The 20,813-nt window shown below is 60.8% G+C and carries 17 protein-coding genes and 1 riboswitch; of the genes, 11 read left to right on the top strand and 6 right to left on the bottom strand.

Features of this window, described 5'->3' with window-relative positions; translation table 11 throughout:
* Positions 1-66 precede the first annotated feature (66 nt).
* A complete protein-coding gene (locus Q0792_RS04160) occupies positions 67-684 on the top strand; it encodes a TetR/AcrR family transcriptional regulator (protein ID WP_298836709.1) in 618 nt (205 codons plus the stop codon).
* Between the two features lie 27 nt (positions 685-711).
* Here Q0792_RS04160 and Q0792_RS04155 read toward each other — a convergent pair whose 3' ends face one another.
* The gene (locus tag Q0792_RS04155; RefSeq protein ID WP_298836707.1) at positions 712-1,494 is read right to left on the bottom strand and encodes a GntR family transcriptional regulator; all 783 of its coding nucleotides are present in this window, start codon (positions 1,492-1,494) and stop codon (positions 712-714) included.
* A 138-nt stretch (positions 1,495-1,632) separates the two neighbouring features.
* On the opposite strand from Q0792_RS04155, the gene Q0792_RS04150 reads away from it, so the two are divergent.
* Both Q0792_RS04150 and Q0792_RS04145 read left to right on the top strand, forming a co-directional pair.
* The gene (locus tag Q0792_RS04150) at positions 1,633-1,827 is read left to right on the top strand and encodes a hypothetical protein (protein ID WP_298836705.1); all 195 of its coding nucleotides are present in this window, start codon (positions 1,633-1,635) and stop codon (positions 1,825-1,827) included.
* Positions 1,828-1,968: 141 nt separating this feature from the next.
* Positions 1,969-4,296, top strand: a complete 2,328-nt coding sequence (locus tag Q0792_RS04145) for a DUF3604 domain-containing protein (RefSeq protein WP_298836703.1) — start codon at positions 1,969-1,971, stop codon at positions 4,294-4,296.
* Positions 4,297-4,302: 6 nt separating this feature from the next.
* On the opposite strand, the gene Q0792_RS04140 is transcribed toward Q0792_RS04145, so the two are convergent.
* From Q0792_RS04140 to Q0792_RS04130, 3 genes are all read right to left on the bottom strand, one after another.
* A complete protein-coding gene (locus Q0792_RS04140; protein WP_298836701.1) occupies positions 4,303-5,610 on the bottom strand; it encodes an O-antigen ligase domain-containing protein in 1,308 nt (435 codons plus the stop codon).
* Entirely contained in the window at positions 5,607-7,091 is a 1,485-nt protein-coding gene (locus tag Q0792_RS04135) for a hypothetical protein (RefSeq protein ID WP_298836699.1), read from the bottom strand. Before Q0792_RS04135 ends, Q0792_RS04140 begins: the two co-directional genes overlap by 4 nt.
* A 115-nt stretch (positions 7,092-7,206) precedes the next feature.
* Positions 7,207-7,821 (bottom strand): response regulator transcription factor, encoded by a 615-nt coding sequence (locus Q0792_RS04130; RefSeq protein ID WP_298836697.1) that lies wholly within the window; start codon positions 7,819-7,821, stop codon positions 7,207-7,209.
* Positions 7,822-8,075: 254 nt separating this feature from the next.
* Here Q0792_RS04130 and Q0792_RS04125 point away from each other — a divergent pair, with 254 nt between their 5' ends.
* The 4 genes from Q0792_RS04125 (at position 8,076) to Q0792_RS04110 (ending at position 13,580) form a co-directional block, all read left to right on the top strand.
* Positions 8,076-9,461: a WecB/TagA/CpsF family glycosyltransferase gene (locus Q0792_RS04125; RefSeq protein ID WP_298836695.1), complete on the top strand. Its 1,386-nt coding sequence runs from the start codon at positions 8,076-8,078 to the stop codon at positions 9,459-9,461.
* A 29-nt stretch (positions 9,462-9,490) separates the two neighbouring features.
* A complete protein-coding gene (locus tag Q0792_RS04120; RefSeq protein WP_298836693.1) occupies positions 9,491-10,366 on the top strand; it encodes a UTP--glucose-1-phosphate uridylyltransferase in 876 nt (291 codons plus the stop codon).
* A gap of 104 nt (positions 10,367-10,470) precedes the next feature.
* Complete coding sequence (locus tag Q0792_RS04115) at positions 10,471-10,977, top strand: molybdopterin-dependent oxidoreductase (protein ID WP_367276751.1); 507 nt, start codon at positions 10,471-10,473, stop codon at positions 10,975-10,977.
* Between the two features lie 35 nt (positions 10,978-11,012).
* Entirely contained in the window at positions 11,013-13,580 is a 2,568-nt protein-coding gene (locus Q0792_RS04110) for a PAS domain-containing hybrid sensor histidine kinase/response regulator (RefSeq protein WP_298836692.1), read from the top strand.
* Positions 13,581-13,583: 3 nt separating this feature from the next.
* Here the strand turns inward: Q0792_RS04110 and Q0792_RS04105 are convergent, their stop codons facing one another.
* Positions 13,584-14,813 carry a polysaccharide biosynthesis/export family protein gene (locus Q0792_RS04105; protein ID WP_298836690.1) on the bottom strand — a complete coding sequence of 410 codons (1,230 nt, stop codon included), beginning with the start codon at positions 14,811-14,813 and terminating at the stop codon, positions 13,584-13,586.
* Between the two features lie 198 nt (positions 14,814-15,011).
* Between Q0792_RS04105 and Q0792_RS04100 the strand changes: the two genes are divergently transcribed.
* Genes Q0792_RS04100 through Q0792_RS04085 form a run of 4 tightly spaced genes read left to right on the top strand, consistent with a single transcriptional unit; the run spans position 15,012 to position 19,207 of the window.
* Positions 15,012-16,244, top strand: a complete 1,233-nt coding sequence (locus Q0792_RS04100; protein ID WP_298836688.1) for an oligosaccharide flippase family protein — start codon at positions 15,012-15,014, stop codon at positions 16,242-16,244.
* Between the two features lies 1 nt (position 16,245).
* Positions 16,246-17,166 carry a glycosyltransferase family 2 protein gene (locus Q0792_RS04095; RefSeq protein ID WP_298836686.1) on the top strand — a complete coding sequence of 307 codons (921 nt, stop codon included), beginning with the start codon at positions 16,246-16,248 and terminating at the stop codon, positions 17,164-17,166.
* 14 nt (positions 17,167-17,180) lie between these two features.
* On the top strand, positions 17,181-18,164 hold the full coding sequence (locus Q0792_RS04090) for a glycosyltransferase family 2 protein (RefSeq protein WP_298836684.1): 984 nt from the start codon (positions 17,181-17,183) through the stop codon (positions 18,162-18,164).
* Between the two features lie 14 nt (positions 18,165-18,178).
* Positions 18,179-19,207: a glycosyltransferase family 4 protein gene (locus tag Q0792_RS04085; RefSeq protein ID WP_298836682.1), complete on the top strand. Its 1,029-nt coding sequence runs from the start codon at positions 18,179-18,181 to the stop codon at positions 19,205-19,207.
* Between the two features lie 40 nt (positions 19,208-19,247).
* Here the strand turns inward: Q0792_RS04085 and Q0792_RS04080 are convergent, their stop codons facing one another.
* Positions 19,248-20,630: a D-amino acid dehydrogenase gene (locus Q0792_RS04080; protein WP_298836680.1), complete on the bottom strand. Its 1,383-nt coding sequence runs from the start codon at positions 20,628-20,630 to the stop codon at positions 19,248-19,250.
* A riboswitch (glycine riboswitch) is annotated at positions 20,623-20,708 on the bottom strand. (Overlaps the previous gene by 8 nt.)
* Positions 20,709-20,813 lie beyond the last annotated feature (105 nt).

The following is a 20,813-nucleotide window of genomic DNA, read 5'->3' as shown; positions in this document are numbered from 1 at the left end:
AGTTGAAGCTATTCATTATTTCAGTCAACACTTGTCGTGAAATAAGCCGGCACACGGAGATATCAAATGTCCGGACTGCGCGAAAAACAGAAGGCGGACCGGCAGGAACGAATCCTGGGCGCTGCTGTGCGCCTGTTCCGGGCCAGCGGATACCGGTCGGTGCGAATCGAAGACATAGCCCGTGACGCGGGCGTGTCTGTCGGGACGGTTTACAATTACTATCAGAACAAGGGCGATATCCTGATCGCGGTGGTCGCTATGGAAGTCGAGGAAGTGCTGGAGGCGGGCAAGGCGATTGTTGGCGATCCGCCAGCCGGCGCGGGCGAGGCCTTGCTGGCGCTGATATTCAGCTACTACGATCATTCGCTTGAATACCTTTCCAAGGAAATGTGGCGCACGGCCATGGCGCTGTCGATTGACGCGCCCGGAACACGCAACGGGCAGCTCTACAGCGATCTGGATGACCGTCTGGCTGCTCAGGTTACCGATCTTGTATGCGCACTGCAGGCACGCGGAGAGGTGAGCGTGCATCACAACGCACCGGCCCTTGGCGCGGTGCTTTTCAACAACCTCAATCAGAATTTCATTGATTTTGTAAAGGACGACGGCATGTCGCTGGCCGCGCTGCGCGCGCGGGTTGCCGCACAGACCCGTCCTCTGGCGGCTCTGATCTCATCAGGCTGAACTGAGCTGAAACAAAAGGAAGCCGGGTCATATGCGAACCGGCCGGATATCGCGCAACTCCAGAGGGTCCGCGTCAGCAGGCACATATATCTCGTGAAACCACAGCGGTCTGTCCCCGGTCGCGAAACCGCGTATCCCGCAGCACAGGCCACGCGCCGCTGATGGCAGGCCCAGCCGCAGACAGACCGTGTCAGGAATGGCCGTGCAGACAATTCTGCTGGTGATGTACTTCGTGCCGGTCCCGAATTCCCGGCGCACAACAGCATGCAGGTGTACGCCCTCAAAGGCGTCGGGATTTCGGTCAGCAAGCGACCCGAATACGGCAGCGCCAAGGTAAAACCGGCTGAACACACGAAATCTGCCGGCCACATCGATTTCGCGTTCGATACGCACGTAGCCACTGGTGTCCTGCAAAAAGCGGTGCCATGGGCCATCGGTGCCCTCACGGTCGAGGCCTGTGACGCGGCTGTAGGCCGGATAGACCGCGTTCTGGTCCGGATCGACAAACCGGAACTGCCAGAGATCGGAAATTTCGCTGGTTTTGCCGGCAATCAGCGTGCCGCGACCTGCGCGCCTGTCGATCACGCCCAGCTCTGACAGGCTTCGCAGCGCTTTCTGCACGGTTCCCAGGCTGAAAGGCAGGGCACCGGCCAGTTCCGCTTCGTTGGGCAGACGGTCACCGGGTGACAGCGTGCCGTCTTCGGTGAGATCCAGAATGGCCTCTGTCAAAAGGCGATGCTTGGCTTCGCCGGGAGTGGTTGCAAGCCTTTCGCCCAGGCGAATTCTGATGCTCTCCAGAGTCCCGCTCATATCTGAAAAATCCACGCTTGGGCAAAGTTACTATATAGTAACTATACAAAACTGCCTTTTACTATGTAAGAATTATCAGCGGGGGCTGATGCAGCCCGCCGACCGGACATTTCGGGGGGATTTCGGCCATGAAGGTCTGTGAGCAGTTCACTGATGGCTGCAGGCGCCGGCGCGGCCGCGGTAAAGCGCCTGAGCCTGCCAGTCCTGCAACCGGCAGAACACGCACCCTGGTCACCCGTGGCTCGCCGCGCATCGGTGGATGTCGCGGACAGTCCGGGAGCAGACTGGATGGGTCTTCACGGCTTTTCGGCGGCACTGCCCGAAATCACCTAGCGCGGCGAGGAATGACTTCGGTTCTGGCTATCAGGCCGTTCGCGCAACCGGATCCGGCCACCTGTGCAATATGGAAAACCGACGGATCCTCCGGAGCCGATACCGCCTGACAGAACGCTGAAGACGCAGAAAGGAAAGATCATGTCTGACACGATGCCCACGATGACGCCACCTGAGACGCATAACGGCGCACTGCGCAATCCGATTGCACCCGAACTGCTGGGCACAGCCGTTCTGGACAAATCCGGAGCATTTGAGGCGGGCAGTCATCAGAGTTTTACACTGACCTATACCGCCGGGCGGTTCGGAATAGACGACAGCGGAAGTCTGCGTATCTGTTTCCGGTTTGCCACGGACCAGACCAATCCGCAGTTTGATGACCCCTCGGGCGCGGGTTACACCGTAGTCACTGCGTCCAACAATGCCGTGCTTCAGGCCCGGTTTGATCCCAAGGGCAACATCCGGCCCTGGGACAGAACCCTTCAGATCAAGATCGTCCGTGGTTTCATGAAAGAGGGGGACACCATCACCGTGCGGTTCGGCGTGACGGATCACGGCGGGCCCGGCATGCGGCTGCAGACCTTTTGCGAAAGCCGGTTCGAGTTCCGTGTTCTGGTGGACCCGATTGCCACCTACAACTTTCAGACGCTTCGCGAGCAGCCTGCAATTTCCGTCGTGCCGGGCCCGCCGGAAACGTGGGTGGCGGTTGTGCCGTCAACCATTGTGCCGGGAGAGCCCTTCACACTTAAGATCAAGGCAGAGGACCGCTGGGGCAATCCGACGGATCAGACATCCGCAAGGGTCGAGGCCACAGCAGATCAGCCGTTGCGCGGGTTGCCGGAGATGATTGATGTCCGGCCCGGTCCTTTTGCGACAGAGGTTTCCGGGTTGGTGGCAGAGACCGAAGGACCGCTGGCGATTTCTCTGAGAACTACTGACGGTGTCGCACTGACGACGACAAACCCGTCTGTAGTCGTGGCGGCACCGGAACGGCGCAGCTACTGGGGTGACCTGCATGGCCAGTCCGATGAAACACTCGGCACCAACAGTGCGGCTGCGTATTTCGCCTTTGGCCGGGACCGCGCCTTTCTGGATGCCTGCGCACATCAGGGCAACGATTTTCAGATGACGGATACCTTCTGGCGGGATCTGAACAGGGTCACCGCGCATTTCGATGAGCCGGGGCGCTTTGTGACTCTGCCGGGCTATGAGTGGTCGGGCAACACCGCGCTGGGCGGGGATCGCAATGTGCTCTTTCCCGTCGAGGGCAGGACGATGCGCCGCTCGTCGCATGCGCTGATCGAAGACCAGAGTGACGCAGGAACCGATTGCCACACTGCAGCAGAACTGTTCGAAGCCTTTGCGGCGCATGAGGAGTGGGACGTGATCTGTTTTGCCCATTGCGGCGGCAGATATGCGGATATCACCCAGGCGCATGACGGCCGTTTTGAAAAGTCGGTCGAGGTACATTCAGCATGGGGAACCTTTGAATGGATCGTCCAGGATGCATTCCGCAGCGGTTACCGGGTTGGCATCATCGGTAATTCCGACGGACACAAAGGGCGCCCTGGCGCAAGCTATCCCGGCGCCGGCTGGTTTGGTGCAGTCGGCGGTCTGACCTGTTTTCTGATGCCGGAGCTGACGCGCGAAGCACTTATCGGGTGTATCAACCGCCGGCACCACTATGCCACCAGCGGCGGGCCGAACGGCCGGATCCGGATAGAGCTGTCTGCGACCTTTGACGCGGAGGCGACGCTTTGTATCGACGATCCGGCACTGGTGTCCGATCCCCGGACAACCCCGTGTGACCGCGCGACGATGGGCGACATCATCCATCTTCCCGGCGGTGATGTGCACCTGAACCTGAACGTTACTGCCGGTGCCCCGATCCGCCGGATCGACGTGTTCAACGGTCTGGACCATCTGGAATGCATCCTGCCATTTGCCGGTGAAACGCCGGGCAATCGCATCGGTGTGCTGTGGGAAGGAGCAGAATACCGCGGGCGGTTCCGGGCGGTGCCCTGGGACGGGTCAGCGCATTTCGAAAACGCAAAGCCTGTATCGATTGTGCCGGTAAATTTTTTCAACCGGGACAAAACACTGGATCAGACGGATGCTCATACGCTGTCATGGCAATCGGTGACTACAGGGAACCACGCGGGCTTCGTCGCGACACTGGAGGAAGGACCATCTGCACGCATCCGCATAGAGACACCCCTGATCAGCGAAACGCTTGATTTGGCGGACATCGGCTTTGAGGACAGGGTGCTTGATGCGTCTGATATCCTGCCGCGGGGCATCCGGCTTTTCCGTCTGCCGGATGAAAACACCCACAGGACCGTCCGGCTGCAGCGTCGCCTGACACCCCGCGCGGGACAGGATAACCCCTTCTACGTGCGGGTCACGCTGGAAGACGGCACGCAGGCCTGGACAAGCCCGGTCTATGTTCTGCGCAGTATGGACGGCTGATCGGGATCAGGCGGGAAGGGGCCGGGAGGCCGCGCTGGCCTGTTCCGCGTCCCGTCGGGTTTCCATTTCGCGGATATGACAGCCGAGCAACACCAGAGCAGGCCACATCAGATAGGCTTCGATTTCGATGTTCTCGCCAAACGACAGCAGCAGAAAGGTCATCAGGATGCCCAGTGGCAGGCGACCCTGTGATGACCGTACTGTGTCGACGGTAACCATCAGAAAATGCACCACAAAGGGAATAAAGAAGGCGAAAAAGCCCACCACGCCTTTAACAAAAAGCAGCGCATACCAGGTGTGGTGACTGCCGATCGGCATGTATTCAACAAGATGCGGTCCGGGCTGGACGGTACCATGGCCGAACCAGACCGCATCGTTCTGCCAGCGTTCCCAGGCAATCCGCTGGAGCGTCTCGCGCACCCGCGTGCTGTCGGCGCGGGCGCTGCGAAACCCCTGAATACCGGCGCGGCCGGCGTCGATGGCAAAAGAACCCCATATGGCCAGGCTGGCCATCAGACCGGATACCATCATCCAGGCCCAGGTCCGGGCGATCAGAGGCAGCAGGCGGGGGCCCATCGTACAGGCCACCAGACCGACCAGCCCCATGCGGGACTTTGATGCAAGGATCATCAGCACGCCGGCGCCAAGTCCGGCGATCATCCATCCTCTGTGCCGTTCCTCGAGCGCAAAGAGCACCATCAGGATACCGAGAATCGCCGCAAAGGGTGACCAGGGTGCATAGAATTGCCAGCGCACCGTCCAGCTGGCCGGATCGAGCGTGTAGAGATAAACGCTGAAGTATTCCGGACCGGGACCGCCAACCGCCCTGAGTGGTGACGTGAAAATGCGTTCCGGCAAACCGATGAACGGGGCAACCAGCAACAGGGGGGCAATGATCAGCGTCGCCAGTCCCAGAATACACTGTGCACGGATCAGCACCTCGCGCCGGATCGGAAGCACGGCGCCTGCCAGCGGGAACAATGCGAGCAACGCCCAGCCCTTGGCCCAGCCCACCGATGATTTTATGGTCTTTTTCAGACCGAGGCCCCAGTCGATATGGCCGGTCCACAGCGCAAAAAGCATCACCGCCATGCCCGCGAACCACAGCCAGATCAGCCAGGGCACCGGGCCGGTCGCCCGCAGGTCGGACCGAATTGCCGGCCCCAGAAACAGCGAGAGGAAAGCCAGCGCACCGAGACACCAGGCCAGAACAGGGCCAACCACGTAGAGGCTGCCAAAGGCATAAAACCCCCATGTCCAGATCAGCGTTGTCCAGACGATCTTTTCGGCGGGATTTTCGGGCGCTGCTTTCATGCCCCGTTCTGCCCGCCGGGCTTACTGATCAGCCGTGAGATCAGCGGCTGGCGCAGCCACGCAAGGAGCAGGCCCATAAACAGCATAAGGGTCGCTGCGACGCCGGCCGCAAGCGAGAGTTTTCGCTTGGGTGACGAGGGGGCGGCCGGCAGGGATGGGTCCTCAAGGACCTGGATCAGCGGATAGGATGCGTAAACATCGGTTTTGGTGGATTCCGACCGTGCAATCGCCGAGGCAAAGACCGCTTCGGCAACAGAGAAATCTCGCTGGCGGTCTTCGAGCTCTGCAGCAACCGGCGCCAGATCGTGCAGGCGGCTGCTTTCGGCTTCTGTACGTTCCGTCAGATCGGTGACCTTTTGCGATATCCCTGCAAACCCGGCATTCGCGCGCACCAGCTCGCTCAGAAGGGTCGCTCTTTCGCCCGCGGGAGCACGGTCGAGGCCGTCCAGCAGTTCCGGGGCAAGCCCGGTCACAACAGAGGCACGCTGACGTGCGGCCAGCTGTGCACCGCGATAGGCTTCTTCAGCGCTGATATAGGTAGGGTGTTTCACGCCGTATCCGGTGCTCGCCTGCGCCAGAACGGCACCATGCGCAGCGACGTCATCCAGCAGCGACAGATACTGGCGGTCCGCAAAAAGCTTCAGGGTGATCGCAGCCGTTTTCGGCGGCAGGCCAAGCGCAGTTTCGAGCGCAGCAACGCGTTGCGACTGTTCGGCAGCCTGAGCCCTGAGCTGGCGAAGCTGTTCCTTCATCCGGTCGTTTGCGGCTACCTGGTCGGCGTATTGCGCGGCTGTGAGCAGACCACTCTGTTTCTGCAGTTGTGTAATGGCGGCACGGATTTCGCTGACGGACCTTGTGTATTCCTCAATGGCACCCTGACCACCGGTTTCGCGCGATTTGATTTCGTCGGCGCGCAGCGCGTCGATTTCGGTAAAGAGTGCGCGGATCAGGGCGTCGCCATATTGCTGCGCCTCTTCTGGCGAGGCGCCTTTGAGCTCAATGTGAATGAGACTTGTCTGATCGACGAGGGTCACTCTGGGTTTGCCCAGCACCGCAGGTGAAATCTCCAGTTCATCGGCCGCAGCTGCGAGGATACGATCCGCGCCGATAAGGCGTTTGTAGGTTTCTGTCGGGCTGATGGATCCGTTGGAAAACGCCGAACTGGCATATGATGAGGCCTGACCGATGTTGCTCAGGTTAACAGAGGCTGATGCGCCCGAGCCGGGCAGAATCAGCGAGGCATGCGAGCTGTACTGCAGTGGTGCGGTTGTCAGATATCCGACTATGGGCGCCCAGAGACAGCTGGCGCCCAGCAGAAACACCGCAAAGTAGCGGGGCAGGCGGCCGGCATCGGAAAGGCGTCCGCCGCATATCAGCCTGCGCCATCCAAGGCTCGCCAGTGGCCGGCGATAAATGCTCAGCCATCCGGCAGGCTGTGTGTTGTGATGTTCAGCGACGGTGGGGGTAACAGATCCAAACATAGAATACCTCTTAATCTGAGGTCGTTCTACATCGGGGTGGCAGCCAGCGTCCGCTGCGACCAGGGATAGGTCAGGGGGCAATTAGTTCGTGGACTATCCGGAAGGATAGGGCCTGTCAGAAGAGACCCGCTTCGCGTGCGGTAAGTGCCGCCTGTGTCCGGTTGCTGGCGCCGACCTTGCGATAGAGCGTTTTCACGTGCAGCTTGATTGTCGGTTCCGAAAGATCAAGATCGCGCGCTATCTCTTTGTTTGATTTGCCTTCTGTCAGGCCTTTGAGAACCTGCATCTCGCGCTGAGTGAGTTTCTTGGCGAGCGGGTGATCACTCTCTTTGTCCGCGGCGGCCATGAAACCCGCAGGCAGATACTGCTCTCCCATCGCCATAAATCGGATCGCATTGACCAGTGATTTCGCCGGCAGTGTTTTGGGCACGAAACCAGCAGCGCCGGCTGCCAGCGCGCGTTCGGCAACGTCACGACCAGCCTCGCCAGTCAGCAGCGCGACACGCGATGCTCCTTCCATGTCGATGGCCGTTTTCAGACCCTCAAGGCCGTTCATACCGGGCATGTTCAGGTCCAGAAGGACAAGATCGAAGGGCGGCTGGTTTTCTATATGATCTTTTGCCGCGTGAAAGTCCGGAGCGGTTACAACCTCAATACCGCCCGCCGCTTCAACAAAGGCGACAATCGTGTCGAGTACCAGCTCGTGGTCGTCGGCGATCAATACTCTCACTGTTCGTCTCCCGCGGCGAATCATATCTCTGGGGTAAAGCTATACCCTTCCTGAATTAATCAAATAATACGGGCAATTGGACAGTGTTTTCTACCCATTCGGGTAGGAAGGTTTCCACCTGGCATGAATTCCGCTGCTTTCAGACAGCCCGATGGCTCCGGCTGCGTCGTTCACTGTCCGGACGCCCGTCTGTTGCAGATCTGTCTCTTTAAGCATCCTGGAGGCAAGACGAAAACATTCCCCGGAGCGAACCCATGCACTATCAACCCGCCCAGTCACTGATGCCCGGCGCTCTGCCGGCCGCCGCCAGAACCCTGCCTGTCACAACGGTTATGGGCATACCGCTTGTCAGCGCAGAACCCCACGACGTGGCCCGCCACCTGCTGTGCGGCAGTCGCGCAACGGTTGCTTTTGCGAACGCACATTGTGTCAACGTCCGGGCGCGCGACCGGGCATATGCAGCAGCGCTCAGGCGCACGGATTACATCCTGCCGGATGGCATCGGCGTAGAGTTGGCGGCCCGGATGCAGGGCCGGAACCTCACTGCCAACCTGAACGGCACGGATTTTGTACCGCTCCTGCTGCAGCATGCCGCAAGGCTTGGCCTGTCCGTTTTTCTGATCGGCGGCAAACCGGGCACAGCCGCTGCTGCAGCGGCGCGTCTGAGTTTTGACATTCCGGGCCTGCGCATCGCGGGATCGCGCGATGGTTATGGGGGTGCAGTCCCGGCAGGTCCGGCTGTGCGAGACATTAATGAAAGCGGCGCCGATATTGTACTCGTGGCAATGGGTGTGCCGCGCCAGGAACTCTGGGTTGACCAGAACCGCCACCTGCTGAATGCCTCGCTTGTTCTGAGCGTCGGGGCGCTCCTTGATTTTCTCGCAGGCAATGTCAGGCGTGCGCCTGCGGTTGTCCGCAGGGCGCGCATGGAATGGGTCTGGCGGCTGGCGCTCGAGCCGAAGCGCCTTGCCCAGAGGTATCTGATCGGAAATCTGACCTTTATGACGCGCGCCGCACACTATGCCATTGCCCGCGCCGACCGGGAGCAGGCGGCGCAACGCGGACTTGATGCGATGTTGACCGGAACAGCTCTCGTGGCGCTTGCATTGCCGATGATGGTGGTGGCCATGCTTATCCGTCTGGACAGCAAAGGGCCCGCATTGTTCCGCCAGACCCGCATTGGACGCGACGGTAAACCCTTTGAGATGCTGAAGTTCCGTTCCATGCAAACAGACGCCGAAGCGCGTCGCGCAGATCTGCTGCAGACCTCTGATCGGGAAGGTGTCTGCTTTAAATCCCGCAATGATCCACGGGTGACACGTATCGGGCGTTTCCTGCGCCGTACGTCGCTGGATGAACTGCCGCAGCTGATCAACGTGCTGCGCGGTGACATGTCCCTTGTCGGACCGCGTCCGGCTCTGCCCGAGGAGGTTGCGGCCTATCCCGGTCACGCCAGGGGCAGACTGAAGACGCGCCCGGGTATCACCGGCATCTGGCAGGTTTCAGGCCGCGCAAGCATCGGTTTTGACAAAATGATCGATATGGATCTGGCCTATGTCCGGTCGCGTTCCATCCTGCTCGACCTGATGCTGATCGCCCTGACGTTCCGGGCAGTGGTCTCTGGCCGCGGCGCTTACTGAGTTTCTGATTTACCCTGAGGAGAATAACCATGACACACGTAACCAAAGCAGTTTTCCCTGTCGCAGGTCTTGGGACCCGCTTTCTGCCCGCGACCAAATCCGTTCCCAAGGAGATGTTGCCCCTGATTGACCGGCCGCTGATCCACTATGCGGTCGAGGAAGCCCGGGCCGCGGGTATCGAAGAATTCATCTTCATCACTTCAGCGGGCAAAGCTGCTCTGGAGAATTACTTCGTGGACATGCCGGAGCTTGAGGAAACGCTGGCCAGGGCGGGCAAGACATCTGCGCTGCATGCATTGCAGTCGACACAGATCGCAGGTGGCACTGTCCGCTTCGTACGTCAGGAAAACCCGCGCGGTCTGGGTCATGCGGTCTCGCTGGCGCGAGACCTGATCGGTGACGAACCCTTTGCGGTCATTCTGCCGGATGATGTCATCCGCGCAGATACGCCGGCGCTGGACCAGATGATCCGCGCTTTTGGCCAGTTCCCGGCCCACATGGTCGCCACCGAAACCGTCCCTGCCGAAAAGCTCAGTTCCTATGGCGTTGCCGATATCGCGCAGACTTTTGGCAGAATTCAGAACCTGCGCGGTCTGGTCGAGAAACCGCGCGCCGGAGAAGCGCCGTCCCGTTCCGGTATTGTCGGCCGCTACATCCTGCAGCCGTCGATTTTCGACCATCTGTGCGGTCTGGCGCCCGGCTCCGGTGGAGAGATCCAGCTGACTGATGCAATTGCAGCCGACCTTGCGAACGCGGGCGTGAACGGTTTTGCCTTTGAGGGGCAGCGCTTTGACTGCGGATCGGTACGTGGCTTTCTTGAAGCGACAATGGCGTTTGCACAGGATCGCCCTGAGTTGTCGGACGTCTTTGCAGGTGACAGCAGCAGCTGCATCCGGGCGGCCTGATACGTGGGAACCTATCCGAAAGGGTAGCATGCTATACGCATGCCTGATTGTCGCGGCGGACCGCATTTGTGCATAAGGTCCCTGCGATCTGTATGGAGGAAATGATGCGCATCCTACCTGGAATTCTTGCCGGTCTGGTACTGGCGCTGGCGGCACCGGCCTCTGCTGAGCAGCTGGCCGACCCTCAAAGCGATGTCGTTCTGACAGTAAGTGGTGACATCGGCCTTCTCAATGACGACGGTACGGCCCGCTTCGACCTTCAGATGCTCGCTGAAATGCCAGCCGTTTCCTATACAACCAGCACAATCTGGACAGAGGGCGAAAAGACATTTGTCGGTGTGCCGCTTGCAGACCTGCTGGATGTCGTGGATGCCAGCGATGGCACGGTCCTGGCCACCGCAATAAACGACTATACCGTAGAGATCCCGGTCGCATCAGTAACGGCGACCGCACCGATTGTGGCCTATCAGATGGACGGCAGGGAAATGTCACGGCGTCAGAAAGGTCCGCTCTGGATTGTCTACCCCTATGACAGCGACCCGGAATTCCGAACCGAAGTGATTTATTCGCGCAGTATCTGGCAACTCGACAGGCTGGAGGTCGTGCAATAGCGTGAAGCCACGGAACGCTGTGACGGGATGTGTCAGTGAAGCAGTCTGAACCGGAATACCTTCGGCAAAGCCGGTGGGCCATATGGCTCATCGGCTTTGGGTTTTTTGTGATTCTGACGGCAACCGTTCTGCTGGGGCGGCAGGTCGTGGAGGATCTCGAACAACAGCGATCGGCCAGTTCGGACAATGTGCAGTGGACCCTGACGCAGGTCGAGGTAGAGTATCTGTCCTTTCTCAATGCACTGGAACACCACGGCCACGACGGTCCGGATGAAGCTGCTGACCAGGAGGAATTTGACCTCTCGGAGATCCGCCGTCAGTTCGATGTTTTTTACAGCCGCGTAGACACGCTGGAACATTCGCGGCTGTTCAGTGCCCTGCGGGAAACGCCGGAGTTCGCCAAGCCGCTTGCGGCGCTGTCGTCACTTCTGGACGCAACGGTCCCTGCAATTGATGGTGACGATGCCGCTCTGGAGCGCAGCATCGGGGATATATGGCTGGATGCCAGCACGTTGCGCGATGATGTCAGGCGGCTGTCTGTTTCCGGTCTCGATTTTTTCGCGCGTCAGTCTGATGCGCGCAGGGCCGACACCGCCGCGACGCTGGCAAGACTTGCTGCGTTCTCGGCAGCATTGCTGCTGGCGCTGGCTGGTGTCAGCGTCTACCTCTTTTTCACCAACCGGATGATCCGCCGCAGCAGCGCACGCCTTGCACAGGCAAACGCGCGGATGAACACGGTTCTGTCGACCTCGCTGGATGGCGTGATCGTGTCGGATGCCGAAGGGAAGGTAATCCAGTTCAACCCGGCCGCAGAAGCGATTTTCGGCTACACAGAAGCCGACGTCAGGGGGCGTTCAGTCGGTGAACTTGTTGTGCCACCCCATTTGCGTGACGCTCATGACGAGGGCATGGAGCGCATGCAGCGGGGCGGGGACCGTCATGTGGTCGGCAAGGGCAGGGTGCAGCTGGAAGCGATGCGGGCCGATGGCGCGGTGTTTCCTGTCGAACTGGCGCTGCAGTCGGCCACGGACGAAAGCGGCGAAATCGTCATCGGGTTTCTGCGCGATATCTCGAGGCGGGTTGCAAACGAGCAGGAGCTGATTTCAGCGCGGGACAGAGCCCTGGCAGGACAGAAGGCCAAGGATGATTTTCTGACGGTGATGAGCCATGAAATCCGGACACCTCTGAACGGGATCATCGGAAACCTGTCGCTGCTGGGTGATACGCGCCTTTCTGCGGATCAGAAGCAGTTCATCCGGAACATGGAGATATCAGGCGAGGTTCTGCTCAGTCACGTAAATTCAGTGCTCGACATTGCCCGCTATGAGGCCGGGAAAATGACAGTCACGCGAGAGCCTGTTGATCTGGGCGCGCTTGTCCAGGAGATTGTCGACAGCCAGAGCGGCAGCGCGGCAGAGCGCGGTAATGTGATCGAGTGGCAGTGGCTGGGAACGCCTGTGCCCTGGGTGCGCACCGATGGTCCGAAGATACGCCGGATTCTGCTGAACCTTGTAGGAAATGCGATCAAATTCACCAAAGATGGCCGTGTCTCTGTCGAGGTCGAGATTGACGGCGAGGACGATCAGACCGGTGCGCCGTTTTATGAGTTCCGTGTGATCGATACCGGCGTCGGCATCGCACAAGAAGACGCCGGAAAAGTGTTCGAGGATTTTCACACAACGGATCCCTCTCTGGGCCGTGTGGCAGATGGTACCGGTCTTGGGCTGGGCATTGCCCGGCGTCTGGCACGTGCTCTGGGCGGCACTGTCGGTGTGGAGAGTGAGCCGGGCGAGGGCAGTGTCTTCTGGGTACGTTTGCCGCTTCCGGCCTCTGATCCCGGGCTGGCCAGCGCTTCGGAGCAAAGCGCAGCCGGCGCGCAGAAAGCTCTTGATCTGCTGGTGGTCGAAGACAACGAGATCAACCTTCTGGTGATCCGTAAGATGCTGGAAAAAGAGGGCCACCGGGTTACCACGGCCACCGATGGCAGATCAGGTGTCGATGCCGCCGGTACCCGGCGTTTTGATGCGATCCTGATGGACATCAGCATGCCGGTGATGGACGGTCTGACGGCAACCCGTCACATCCGCAGCGGCGGGGGGCCGTCCGCGGATGTGCCGATCATTGCGGTATCGGCGAATGTGCTGGCAGACGCCGTGGAAAAATTCCACCAGGCAGGCATGACATCCTTTGTGGGCAAGCCGATCACGGTGCCTGCGTTGCGTGACGCGTTGCAGTCAGTGACCGGAGCGTTCAGTGGTACAGACAGTGCCGGTCCGGTGCCGACCAGCCTCGACGACATGCGCGAAGACCTCGGAGATGCAGCATTTGAGCGTCTGCTGAAACGGTTCTGCGAAGAGATGGATGCTCTGGCAGTGCAGCTCAGGACGGCGGCATGGCAGCATGGTGATCAGAGCGCGCTGAAGATGGAATGCCACCGCATCGCCGGAAGTGCAGCACTGTTTGGCCTGTCCGAACTGCGAACGGTACTGATTGACGTGGAAAACGCGATTGAGGCTGCGGAGAACGATCGCCTCGAAGTGCTGGCGCACCGGACAAAAAGGCTGTGGGCAACCTCCCGCAGGAGATTGCCCCTGGCCGTCTGAAGGTTACTGCGCCAGCAGCAGACCGGTACCGACAACGCCCAGCACGCGGCCGATTTCGGCAATACCGGTTACCGTGCTGTCGTAGCAGGCGATGGAATCGCCCGGCAGAACATAGGGATCAAAATCATCCCGGTCGCCCCGGCGCAGCAGATCCTCGATATCGCGCTCGATCACAACAGAAACGCCGGTGATCGGGTTGCGCGAAAACAGGACCGCGCTGCGGTTTGCGTTGGTCGTTTTTGACCCGCCGACGCAGTTGCTGTCGACCACGGCCTGCATGAAACGCGTGCCATAAGGGGTCTGGCGCACTTCGCGACCAATGGCCGAAACGGCATTGCCTGTTGCCGGCTGGGTCAGGTTCGACAGGAACAGCGACACACCCGGAGGGCTGATCGGACCCGGACGCATCAGTTCGTCCTGAAAACAGTGGCGGCTTTTGACGACGATTTCATCACCCGAGAGCATCATGATGTCAGTGGGATCTGTACCGTCAAAAATGCCACGCAGGTCCATGCGGTAAACCCGTCCGGCCCGGTGCAGCTCAACCGATGACAGATCGGCATCCGGGCGCACACCACCGGCGGCGCGCAGTGCTGCTGCAAGGTTGCGGCCTTCTGTCGATGCGCCGAGCGCATTCTGGCGACCCGTGTCCAGCGCATCACCAGCGATGCCGCCGACTTCAACCGCGTGTGGTTCGAACACGGCTCCCTTGACCCCGACCACAACGGAGGCAAAATCGGTAATGCGCACGGTCAGGCGCGGCGGGTTTTTGTAGAACTGTGCGGAAACGAGCGCATTGCTCAGCATGCGTTCCACCTCGACGGCCGTACGTCCCTGTGCGGGGACAGCGCCCAGATAAGGCAGCTTGAGCGTCCCGTCGCGGGACACGACAAATGTTCCGCTCAGCGCGTCATCGCCATCAATCGTGACCTGAACCATATCATTGCGCGACAGCTTTTCACCCAGCAACCCGTTCAGCGACGGGCCACCCCATTTTGCTGCGATGGCTTCGCGGCTGCCACCGGCTTCGGGCAGGCAGCTGCTTTCATTCAGCATGCTGGATTGCAGGAACCCCATGGAATTCCGCGCAACTGCCGGTTCGCGGTACTGCGACTGGTATCCTTTGCCGGTCTCAACCGCTTCAATGTTCTGCGGTGTTTTCATGCTGGTGCACGCGGTAAGCGCCGCCAGAGAAGCTGCACCGAGAACAGTATTTTTCAGAAATCTTTTCATCTTTAACACACTCCGTTTTTCTGCCCCTGACCTACGCCAGACCGGCTCATTGCATAAGACTGGCAAGGGGATGGCCGAAGCATCCAAACGGATAGGTCATACCCCCGATGGCCTGCCACGCTGTCCGCCCGGGCGGGGGACCTGCGTTCTCAGCCTGTTTAGAACGGCAGCATGTAACCAGTTCGGATCGGATGAGTGATGACACGTTTTTTTGCAGGGAACAGATTTGCGCAGCAGCTGCTGTCCTATGCGGCATCAGAAGCGGCGGGTAAGATCACCCGCCTGCTGGTGGTCGTTGTCATTGCGCGCACCATGGACCCGGCGGCCATCGGGGTGGCCGCTGCCGCGCTCGCTGCCGGTGACCTGCTCAAGGCACTTACAGAGAACGGCGCAGGCCAGCGGATTATCGCATCGCCGGAGAACGAGCTGGAACAGCGCTGCAACACAGCGCGCTGGATTTTCCGCTGGTGGTGCGGGGGGCTTTTCCTGCTGCAGATCTCTGTTGCCGGTCTTTGTGCTCTGATGGGCCAGCCGACGCTGGCGGCGCTTCTGGCGCTGCTTGCGGCAGAGTATCTTTTTATGCCTGCCGGGCTCGTGCAGGCAGCGCTGGCAATGCGCGAAGGCAGGCTTCACCAGACGGCTGCGATTGCCGGGGCCCAGGTGGCGGGCGCAAATATCGCTACTGTCATTCTGGCGCTTTTCTGGCCATCTCCGCTGGCGCTCGTACTGCCGCGTGTGATTGCTGCCCCGATCTGGCTGGTCCTGATGCGGCGGCTGCGCCCCTGGCGCGCGGATGAGAAATACGGGTTCGCACCGCTGCGTGATTTCATGACCTATGGCTGGGCCGTGCTGGGGACCGAAGTCGTCAGGGTGCTGCGCATGCAGGCGGACAAGCTGATCGTCGGCGCCATGCTGGGGGCGGAAAGCCTCGGGATATATTTCATGGCGTTCAACGCCGGGCTGGGACTGGCCACTTCCTTTACACAGGCCTTCTCGGTGGTGCTGTTCCCCTATCTTTGTGCCGCCGGTGACCGGCTTGCCGCACTGCGCGGGGGGCTGGGGCTGTCGCTGGTCGTGCTGACCCCCGTGGTCGCGCTTCAGGCCGCGCTGGCGCCGTTTTACGTGCCTGTGCTGCTGGGGGATGGCTGGCAGGATATTGCACCGGTTGTCTCCATCCTTTGTTTTGCCGCCCTGCCGTCAGTGATCTGGTCAGCTGTTGCAGGCTGGCTGCGCGCCAGTGAGCGCCCGGCGGAAGAATTTGCTGTGAGCGTCCTGATTGCTGTCGCACTGATGCTGAACACTGCCGTGCTCACGCCGCTTGGGCTGACCGCGGTTGCCACCGGGTATCTGGTGACGTCGGCGGTCATCATGCTTGGCGCTGCTTTTTACTATGTCCCAACGGGTTTTCGTACCCACCAGAGGAGGAGCTGATATGCCCCTGTTTTCAGTTATTGTCCCTTTCCTGAATGAAGCCGAAGTGATCGCACCGACGCTTGAAAGCATCCGCACTCAGACCTGTGCAGACTGGGAAGCAATCTTTGTCGACGACGGGTCACAGGACGGCACAGCACAGATGGTCGCTGCGGCAGCTGCTGCGGACAGCCGGATCCGCCTGATCCGCCACCCGGGCAGGGGGCCTAGCGCCGCGCGCAATGCTGCGGCGGTTGTGGCGACCGGCACGTATCTGTCCTTCTGTGATGCAGACGACATCTGGGCGCCTGAACGTCTTGCTGAACTCGCTGCTGCTTTTGCACAATCGGATGCGGACGGGCTCTATGGACAGATCGGCTTTTTCAGGCAGACACCTGCGGACAGCCGTACGGTTTCCACAGTGCATGATGCACCACTTACAGTGCCTGTCCTGCTGGCCGAAAACCCGGTCTGCACCATGTCCAATCTGACAGTCGGGCGGCACGCATTTCTGGCTGCAGGCGGGCTGGACACCGGTGTTGTGCACAACGAGGACCTTGAGTTCCTCGTGCGGTTCGTGGGCAAAGGGGCCTGCATCCGTTCGGTTGACAGCCTTCAGGTCTGGTACCGTGCCAGCCCCACCGGCCTTTCCTCTGACCTGCCGGCGATGCGCGCCGGACGCGAAAACGCCCTCAGGACAGCCCGTCGCTTCGGCTATGCCCCGGACCCGTCCGCAGAAGCTGCTTACCTGCGGTATCTCGCCCGCCGCGCATTGCGGATCGACAGTGGTGCCTTCGATCCGGCGCGTTTTACGCTGCAGGGACTGCGATGCAGCGCCCGGGGTTTTCTGTTCCCCTTGTGCCGTGGCGGCATGACCGCGCTCGCGGCATTCGCGGCGCCGGTTCTGCCACGCAGAACCCGCCATTTCCTGTTTTCCAACTGACCGAGGACACAGCCATGCCAACAGCTTCGATTGTCGTACCCGCCTTTAACTCTGAAACCACGCTTGCCGGGACCCTTCAGTCACTGCTCGCGCAGTCGTTCCGGGATTTTGAGATACTCGTTGTCAACGACGGCTCTACGGACGGCACGCTGCGCGTTGCAGAGGCATTTGCATCTGATCCCCGGCTGCGGATCATCACCCAGGCCAACCGGGGCCTCGCCGGCGCGCGGAACTCCGGTATTGACGCGGCCCGGGGACGGTATGTGGGGTTCTGTGATGCAGACGATATCTGGATGCCCGAGAAACTGGCTGCCCATGTCGATCACCTGAACGCATCGCCTGACGTCGGTCTGAGTTTTTCGGGGTCTGTGCTGATTGACGACGCATCCCGCCCGACCGGGATGAGACAACGCCCGCGGCTGCGCAATATTTCGGCACGCACTATTCTGTGCCGCAACCCGGTCGGCAACGGATCGTCCGCTGTCATGCGTCGCGCAGCGCTTGACGACATCGCGTGGCGGCCGGCAGTCGAGCGCCGGCGCGACTGGTATTTTGACGAAACGTTCCGCCAGTCAGAGGATATCGAATGCTGGCTCCGGCTGGTGCTGACAACAGACTGGCAGGTCGAGGGGATTCCGGGGTTTCTGACAGGCTACCGGGTAAACCCGAACGGCCTTTCTGCAGCGACCGAGCGCCAGCTGGCATCGTGGGAGCGGATGATCTCGAAACTGCGGCCCTGTAACCCCGGATTTTTCACGCGCTGGGAAGGCGTCGCGCGCGCGTATCAGCTGCGCTATCTGGCGCGCCGGGCGATCAGTGCGCTGGATACCCGGCAGGCCTGGCCGCTGGTCTGCAGGGCAATGGCAAGTTCCGCGCGCCCGCTGCTCGAGGAACCCGTCCGGTCCTCTGTGACCATAAGTGCCGCTGCCATGCTGCACGTCCTTGGCCCCGGGCCCCTGCGTCAGGCTGCGCGCCTGATTGCATTCCGCGCCCGCTGAATAGGAGAAAAAAGATGAAACCTCTGAAAATCGTACACCTTGTTGATGACTGCACGCCCGGCGGTGTGATGCGGATGCTTGATAATCTGCTGGCACTCCCCGACTTTGCCGGCAGGTTAAGTCAGACCGTAAAGCCCGTCAGTAAAAATGCGCTGGGCGCAGACAGACACGACGCTGATGTCGTGGTGTCTCACCTGTCGTTGCGCTGGCGTGGCCTGCCGGCGCTGATGACCCTGCGGGCGCTCAATCCGACGGTGCGCCTTGTTCATATCGAGCACAGTTATACACCGGCGTTCTCGGCCCTGAATGTTCCGAACAAGCGACGTTTTCATACGATGCTGCGCGTTTCCTATGCGCTTTTTGACCGGGTCGTAGCCGTCAGCAACGAACAGGCCAAATGGATGCAGGCACGTAACCTTGTGCAACCCGAGGCGCTGTCCGTGATCCATCCACAGGTCGATATGACCGGACTTGCGGATATTGCCCCGGTTCAAACCGCCCGTCCGGTTATCGGGGCTTTTGGCCGGCTGGAGCCGCAGAAGGGTTTTGACATGCTGATCGAGGCGTTCCGGATGTGTCCGCAATCAGACGCACAACTGTTGTTTTTCGGGGAAGGGGACGAGCGCGGACGGCTTGAAACTCTTGCCGGGCCGGATCCGAGGATCACGTTCTGCGGACATACAGATGATGTACGCGCGGCCTATGCCGCCGTGAGCATGGTCGCGATGCCTTCGCGCTGGGAGGCCTTCGGCCTGGTCGCTCAGGAAGCCAGGGCCGCAGGCCGGCCGGTACTCGTGGCCGATGTCGACGGGCTGCGCGATCAGGCGGGAAACGGCATCCGGGTTCAGTCCGGGCGGTCCGCTGAAGCCTGGGCCGCAGGCCTGCAGAAAATGATGACCGAGCCGCCGGTCTGTGAAACCGGTGGTATGGCTCGCGGCCTGTCGGAACCGTCACTTTATGCCGCCAGGTGGCTGCGCGTATTCACCGGCAGTTCCTTGGTGGAACAGCCGCTTGCAGACACCACATTGATGCAAGCGGTCTGAGATCACGGGTGACGGCGCACCGTCACCCGTGCCTGTGGATTCATGCGGCTTTCGCCACGGGTCCGGACAGCCGGATGCTCTGGCCCTTTTCGTCCGCGACGCTGCCCGCAATGATCCGGGCTGTGGCCGCCGAAAGAGTCCAGCCCAGATGGCCATGCCCGGTGTTATAGAAAACGCCCGGCGCTTTGCCGCGGCCGACGCGTGGCAACATGGACGGCATCATCGGACGCAGCCCGGCCCAGGGTGTGACATTCTCGGTCGAGACGCCGGGGAAGTGACGTTCGCACCATTCGGTCAGGGGCCGGATACGGTCTGCGCGGATGTCCCGGTTAGCGCCGTTGAATTCGGCCGTTCCCGCGATGCGGAAACGATTTGCGCCAAAGCGGCTGGCGACGATCTTGGCACGGTCATCCAGCAGGCTGATCCAGGGAGCAGCTGCCTGGCTTTCTGCATCATCCAGCGACACAGTGACGGAATAGCCTTTGACCGGATAGATGTTGACGCGGTCCCCCAGCTGGCGGGCGAACTCGCGGCTCTGAATACCCGCGCTGACGACGACAGCATCAAACACGTCGGTGACGCCACCAGCTGTAACACGCACGGCGCCATCACGCGCTGCGAGGCGCTCCACGTCGGCTCCGAACCGGAGCTCGGCGCCGCGGCGGGCGCAGGCCCGCGACAGACCCATGGTGAATTTGTGAATGTCACCCGAGCTGTCGGATTCTGTCACAAAACCGCCGATGATGTCGCCCTGCAGGGCGGGTTCGATTGCGCGCACCTCGTCGACGGAAACCTCGCGTCGGTCCAGCCCGCCTTCGCGCAGCAGTTCGTTTACGCGCCGGGCATGCGCCAGGTCTTTCTGACGGTCGTAAAAGTGCAGAATGCCGCGACGCTCCAGATCAAAATCGATGCCTTCGCGGTCGGCCATCTCGAAGAGAACCGCGCGCGCAGCAATGGCGAGCCTGACGGTTTCTATGGTGTTGGCTCTGTAGTTGGGGATGTTGGACAGAAACTCTGCCATCCAGCGCATTTTGTGCAGGGTGGGGGCCGGGTTGACCAGCAGTGGCGCATCGGCCTGCAGCATCCAGCGGATACCCTTCAGCACGGTCCCCCACTGCGTCCAGACCTCGGCATTGGAGGCCGACAGCTGACCGCCATTGGCAAAGCTTGTTTCCATAGCCGCATAGCGGTTGCGGTCGAACACTGTGACATCAAAACCCCGGTTCAGCAGTTCATAGGCGGTGGTAAGGCCGGTGACACCGGCTCCGATAACGGCAACTCTGGACATGTTTGCTTTCCTCGCACGTGCGGCCTCGGCCGCGTGCCCCCTCCGTGCGTGGAACCTGAGAGTTTCACCCGGTGTCCCGGGCTTTCTCCTACGGTGGACCCCGACAGGGGCCGCTTTCCGGAGTGTTTCAGCCATACCGGTCCTGGGACCTGAGAGTTTCCGGGGCGGTTGCTCCTTCGGCGACGGTGACCCGTCTTCTCCCGGTATAGCCTTGCTGAATCGCGGCTTAGTAGAGGACTGTGATTCGATCAACCGAAATCTCGGCAGCCCTGAAAAGGTGGTGTCCCGGCGCCGTAAGAGCACACCGATTGTCTCGCG

The organism is uncultured Roseobacter sp. (assembly GCF_947495025.1).
Classification (GTDB): domain Bacteria; phylum Pseudomonadota; class Alphaproteobacteria; order Rhodobacterales; family Rhodobacteraceae; genus Roseobacter.
The sequence above is the reverse complement of the archived record's forward strand: the minus strand, read 5'-3'. Positions and strand labels throughout refer to the sequence as shown.